The 6,000-nt window shown below is 61.5% G+C and carries 2 protein-coding genes and 1 pseudogene; 2 read left to right on the forward strand and 1 reads right to left on the reverse strand.

The annotated features are described in order from the left end of the window. Positions 1-65: 65 nt before the first annotated feature. Positions 66-1,739, forward strand: coding sequence for a PPE family protein (locus tag JO236_RS21115; protein ID WP_293335151.1), 1,674 nt, complete (start codon positions 66-68; stop codon positions 1,737-1,739). 211 nt (positions 1,740-1,950) lie between these two features. On the opposite strand, the pseudogene JO236_RS21120 reads toward JO236_RS21115, so the two are convergent. Further along, a pseudogene (locus JO236_RS21120) lies at positions 1,951-3,021 on the reverse strand (PPE family protein); the annotation flags it as partial. Positions 3,022-4,215: 1,194 nt separating this feature from the next. Here JO236_RS21120 and JO236_RS21130 point away from each other — a divergent pair. Then, positions 4,216-5,922 carry a PPE family protein gene (locus JO236_RS21130; RefSeq protein ID WP_293335138.1) on the forward strand — a complete coding sequence of 569 codons (1,707 nt, stop codon included), beginning with the start codon at positions 4,216-4,218 and terminating at the stop codon, positions 5,920-5,922. Positions 5,923-6,000 lie beyond the last annotated feature (78 nt).

Consider the following 6,000-nt stretch of genomic DNA (forward strand, 5'->3'; position numbering starts at 1 on the left):
TCGTACTGTCACGCCTAGCAAAAGTCCAACCGCCCGGACAAGGAGGTCCACCCGTCGTGAGTTTCATGATGCTGGCGCCTGAGATCAATTCGGCTTTGATGTATTCCGGGGCGGGGTCAGCGCCGATGTTGGAGGCGGCGGCGGCCTGGGAGGGTCTGGCGGCTGAGTTGGGGTCGGCGGCGTCGTCGTTTTCTTCGGTGACTTCGGGGTTGACGGGCCAGTCGTGGCAGGGGGCGGCGGCGGCGGCAATGACGGCGGCGGCATCCCCCTATTCGGGGTTGTTGAGCACGGCGGCCACCCAGGCATCGAGTGCGGCCAGTCAGGCCAGCGTGGTGGCCAGTATCTTTGAGGCGGCCCAGGCTGCGACGGTGCATCCGTTGGTGGTTGCGGCCAACCGAAACACGTTCGTGCAGTTGGTGCAGACCAACTTGTTCGGTTTCAATGCGCCGGCGATCGCGGCGGCCGAGGGCGTTTATGAAGAGATGTGGGCCCAGGACGTGGCCGCAATGGTCGGCTACCACGGCGGCGCGTCGACGGCGGCCACGCAGTTGACGTCGGCGCAGACCGCACTGGAACAGGCGCTGGCCAACCTGCCCAACATCGGGGTGGGCAACAAGGGCGGCATGGGCAACATCGGCAACGGCAACAACGGGATCGCCAACATCGGCAACGGCAACCTAGGCAACGGCGACTTCGGTGGCGGCAACTTAGGCAACGACAACACCTTCTTCGGCAACATCGGCAACGGCAACGCCGGTCTCGGCAACACCGGTCTCGGCAACTTCGGCTTGGGTAACCACAATGGCCTATTCACATCGACCGGCGGCGGCAATAGGGGTTTGGGGAACGTCGGTAACTTCAATACCGGCCTGGGCAACAGCGGTAACGTCAACGGGGGCGGCGGTAACCTCGGCGACAACAACGTCGGATTCGGTAATTATGGCTACGGCAACATGGGCTTTGGCAACACCGGTAACAACAACATGGGGATCGGGTTGACCGGTAATAATCAGGTGGGCTTCGGGGGCCTGAATTCGGGCACGGGCAACATCGGTTTGTTCAATGCCGGTAACAACAACATTGGCTTCTTCAACGCTGGCAACGGCAACGTTGGGCTGTTCAGTGCGGGTATTAATACCGTCACGGGCGGCATGAACAACTTTGGCATCGGCGAGTCGGGCATCGGAAACATCGGCTTGGGCAACACCGGTCAGGGGAACTTCGGCATCGGGAACTCCGGCACACTCAACACCGGGCTCGGGAACTCGGGCAATTACAACACGTTCTTCGGCAATTCGGGCAACATAAACACCGGCTTCATGAATTCAGGCTTTGTCAACACGGGCAACGGCAACTCGGGCCAGATCAACACCGGCTTTTGGAATTCCGGGAACGTGAATACCGGCTTCGGGATGACCACCGACAGTGGCGCCACGAACTCGGGCTTCAACAACACAGGTACCGGCGTCTCGGGGTTCAATAACACCGTCGGAGGCGGTGGAATTATCAGTAATGGCTACGCGTCCGGGTTCTTCAACACGGCGGGCGGGGCCAGCGCAATCAACGGCGAAATGTCGGGGATCGGTAACACTGGGGTGGTGGGCGTTCCCCCCGGGTTCCCGTCCTCCTTCTTCGGCTTCCCCTTGACCTACAGCGGCATTAGCTCCGGCTTTTTCAATACCGGCACCGCGACATCCGGCCTGTTCAGTATCGTGAAGACGCTGGCGTCGCTGTCGTAGTAACCGACGAGTGTTATTCAGCCGTCTCTGCGACCGCTTGCGGGTGCAGACCTGACTGACACAATTTATGAAACGCCGAATTTCTTCTCCGCCATCGCGGCGGCCGAAGGCATCTATGCGGAGAATGTGAGCCCAGGATGTGGCCGCGGATGGTCGCGCACCTAGGTGAGGAAACTCAGCGGGGCACGGCGAACTGGCCCAGGCCTGGGATGCCAATACCCATCATGTCAGTGCCGGTTACCCCGATGCCGATGTTGCCGGTGCCCCGGTTTTGGATGCCAGTGTTCCCGTCGCCCGTGTTGCCGAAGCCGAAGTTCATATTGCCCGCGTTGGCACCGCCTGCGTTGTTGTTACCCATGTTGCCAAAACCCGTATTGTTGTCGCCGATGTTGCCCCCACCGAAGCCAGCGGGCCCAAAGATCAAGCCTTGGTTGCCGTTGCCGAAGTTGTTATAGCCGGAGTTACCGATGCCCGTGTTCATTGCGCCGATGTTGCCGTGGCCGTAATTGCCGATGCCGAAGTTGCCATTAAAGGTTGACGTGCCGTTAAAGTTTCTGCCGTCCTTGAAAAAGAAGTTTTGGCTGGGGGTTGTGTTGCTGAAGCCGACGTTGTTGTCACCATTGTTGAACACGCCGACGTTGTGCTGGCCGTTGTTGAAAAAGCCGACGTTGCCGCTGCCGGTGTTGCCGATGCCGAAGTTGTCGAAGCCGAGGTTGAGGTCGCTGATCCCCTGGGCCGGATTCGCAGCCAACCCCGGCAGGTTCTGCAACGCCTGCGCTGGCGACACCAACTGTGCAGCCGCCGCCGACGCTCCACCGTGGTACCCCACCATCGCGGCCACGTCCTGAGCCCACATCTCCTCGTACTGGCTCTCGGTTGCCGCAATCGCCGGGGCGTTGAGTCCGAACAGGTTCGAGTTCACCAACTGCACCAACGCATTGCGATTGGCCTCCACCGCCGCAGGGTGCACCGTGGCCGCCAGCGCCGATTCAAACGCCCCAGCCACGGATTGGGCCTGCGCAGCAGCCCCTGCCGCCTGGGCTGCCGCCGCACTTAACCAGCCCGTATACGGGGCAGCGGCAGCTGCCATCGCTTGCGACGCTGGACCCTGCCACGCCGCGGCGACCAGCCCTGAGGTCACCGACGAAAACGAGTTCGCCGCCGATTCCAGCTCTGAGGCCAACCCATCCCAAGCCGCCGCAGCCTCTAACATCGGGCCCGAACCCGCGCCAGAAAATATCTGTGCCGAATTGATCTCGGGTGGCAACACCGAAAAATTCACGTTTTCTGCCTTCCTAGCTGAGACTTCACGGTCTGGACGCTGGTCGAGCGACGGCGCAAGAAGCGTACGACAAGTTTGGCGGAAGACGGAAGATGCGCAGAGTTGTCCCGGGGCTGGTCTGCTGACCCACTATCGACTGTTTTCGGCGATCTCCGGTTCCAGGTCCTCTGCCGCCCCACTCCAAGGGCATAGGCAGCGCCAAGTTGGCTCAGCCAAGTATTCATGTGGGACGCCGATCTGGGTGAACGCGTCGCGTAATCGGCGGCTAGTGGGACAGCAGCGATGAGCAGTTGCATGCCAGCGTTTAATAGCGTTGGTGCGGTAGCGGCGAGCGGCACGCACGAACCTATTCACGTTCCAACCGGTTTGGGTCTCGGCGTCGTGATTGAGGGCCATCACGGCGTCCATGATGTTCAAGTGTGCGTCAATCGACTCGCACAGATGGTGATTGAAAGGGCCGGCCTGTAGGTCATGCTCGGACATCCATCAACAAGCCTATAACACCGCCTTAGTGTTCAAACCCCCGAAACCACAGGTCAAACGACCGCTGCCACGCCACAATCCGAAGGTGAGCCAAGTCATCTGTGCGTTTGCGTCACGACGCACTCCAGCGTGTTCGTGAGATGCGCCCGAGGGCCTTCCCGTTTCGGCGCAAACTACCGTTGATGAATCAATCTGGTGTGCAACATAATTCAATTCCCTTGTCCCGGCGCATGGTGAGCCAGCGGCCCAACCACTTCACCTCCGGGGGAGCACCAATTGCGCCAAGTTGGGGCCCTCCGCGCAGGTTCGACGCCATTAACGCAGACGCGGTCGCGCAGTCAAAGTTCAATCGGCACATGCTTTTCCATCCCGATCCTAAACCTGACGATGATGTAAACGAGGCTCCGTGCTGCGCGCTAAATGTTTCGTCGAGACTGCGTCCAGGGTGCAAAAATCCGTCGGAAACGCGCCCTGCGCGCAGGCTCGCCGCCACAGACGCAGACTCGGCGCGCGGTCAAACCTGATCCGCACACGGTTACCGCTCGGCCGGGCCAACCCTGCCTCCAGCCGAGAGCCAGTTGAACATTGCGGCACAATCCATCGATATCCAGCGGAAACCCGATCGCTGAAACTGCCGTCGTCGTAGCATCCTTGCATCGGTCGCCGGCCGCGTCGGGAGCGAGCGGTGCAAAAGTTCGGGGAGGACCAATCGTGGTGAATTTCGCGGTGTTGGCGCCGGAAATCAATTCAGCGTTGATGTACGCGGGTGCGGGGTCGGCGCCGATGTTGGAAGCCGCGGCGGCCTGGGAAGGCTTAGCGTCGGAGTTGGGTTCGGCGGCGTCGGCCTTTTCCTCGGTGACCTCCGGGTTGGTGGGCCAGTCGTGGCAAGGCGCTGCCGCATCGGCGATGACGGCGGCGGCCAACCCCTACTCGGGACTACTGAGCACGGCGGCCGCTCAGGCGTCGAGCGCGGCCAGCCAGGCCACCGTGGTGGCCAGCATCTTTGAGGCCGCCCAGCAAGCAACGGTGCATCCGCTGGCGGTGGCCGCCAACCGCAGCACGCTCGTGCAGTTGGTGATCTCGAACGTCTTTGGGCAGAACGCGCCCGCTATCGCAGCGGCCGAAGGCGTATACGAAGAGATGTGGGCCCAAGACGTGGCCGCGATGTCGGGCTACTACTCCGGAGCATCTGCGGCGGCTGCGCAACTGGCACCCGCACAGAGCGCGCTGCAAGATGCGCTGACCAACCTGCCCAACATCGGCGTCGGCAATCAGGGCAACGGAAATCTGGGCAACGGAAACAACGGCATCGGCAACATCGGGATCGGTAACTACGGCAACGGGGACTTCGGCCTCGGGAACGGCGCCTCGCCTACCTATGGCAGCGGAAGCAACTTCGGCGGCGGAAACCATGGCAACGCAAACATCGGCTTCGGAAACTTCGGAATCGGGAACGTCGGCTTGGGTAACTCCGCTGATGTCAGCACCAGCTCGGCGCCGGGCCATAACGTAGGCCTTGGCAACAGCGGCAACTACGGCACCGGCCTGGGTAACACCGGCAACGGAAACTGGGGTGCAGGCAACAACGGGAACAACAACATCGGGTTTGGGCTAACCGGTAATAATCTGGTGGGCCTTGGGAATGCGTATTACAACACGGCCACCGGCCAGTTCGTATCCAACGGCCTGAATTCGGGCACCGGTAACATCGGCTTCGGCAACTCCGGCTCCAACAATGTCGGCTTCTTCAACTCCGGCGATCACAACGTCGGCATCTTCAACTCCGGTGCCAATACCACTGGCCAGGGCGGCCTCAACAACTTTGGGCTGGGTAACTCGGGTGTTGGAAACACGGGCATCGGGAACGCGGCCGGTGGAAACACCGGCTTCGGGAATGGCGGGAGCGGTAACACCGGATTTGGGGATGCGGGCGACGACAACACCGGCCTCTTCAACGCAGGCAGCGCCAACACCGGCTTCTGGAACTCCAGTGACGCCAATACGGGCAACGGCAACTCGGGCCTCGCCAACACGGGCTTCTGGAACTCAGGCAACGTCAACACAGGCGTCGGCAACACCACCAACAGCGGCGCGACCAACTCGGGCTACGACAACACCGGCACCGAGGTCTCGGGCTTCGGGAACACGGCCAGCGGCGGCGAGGTCAACGCTGGCATCTCGGGCCTTGGAAACAGGGCGGCCGGCGGCTACGGGCTCAACATCGAAGTGTCTGGCTTCTTCAACACGTTCACCGCTGGCAACTACATAAACGGCTACGGCTCCGGCTTCGGAAACACCGGCCTCGCGACCAGCCTCGCGAGCGTCGGCCTTCCTGGTGACACCTTCAGCGGCTCGACCTCAGGCTTGTTCAACATGGGCAGCGATTTATCGGGCATCTTCAGCCTCGGCGCACTGTGAGCGAACACCCTTTTCGAACCCGTGCTATCGCGTTTGCGAAACGGCTAAAAGCCGGCCGGGCGGTACTGGAGGCACGAA

Origin of the sequence: Mycobacterium sp., assembly GCF_019247635.1 — a bacterium.
Lineage (GTDB): Bacteria > Actinomycetota > Actinomycetes > Mycobacteriales > Mycobacteriaceae > Mycobacterium.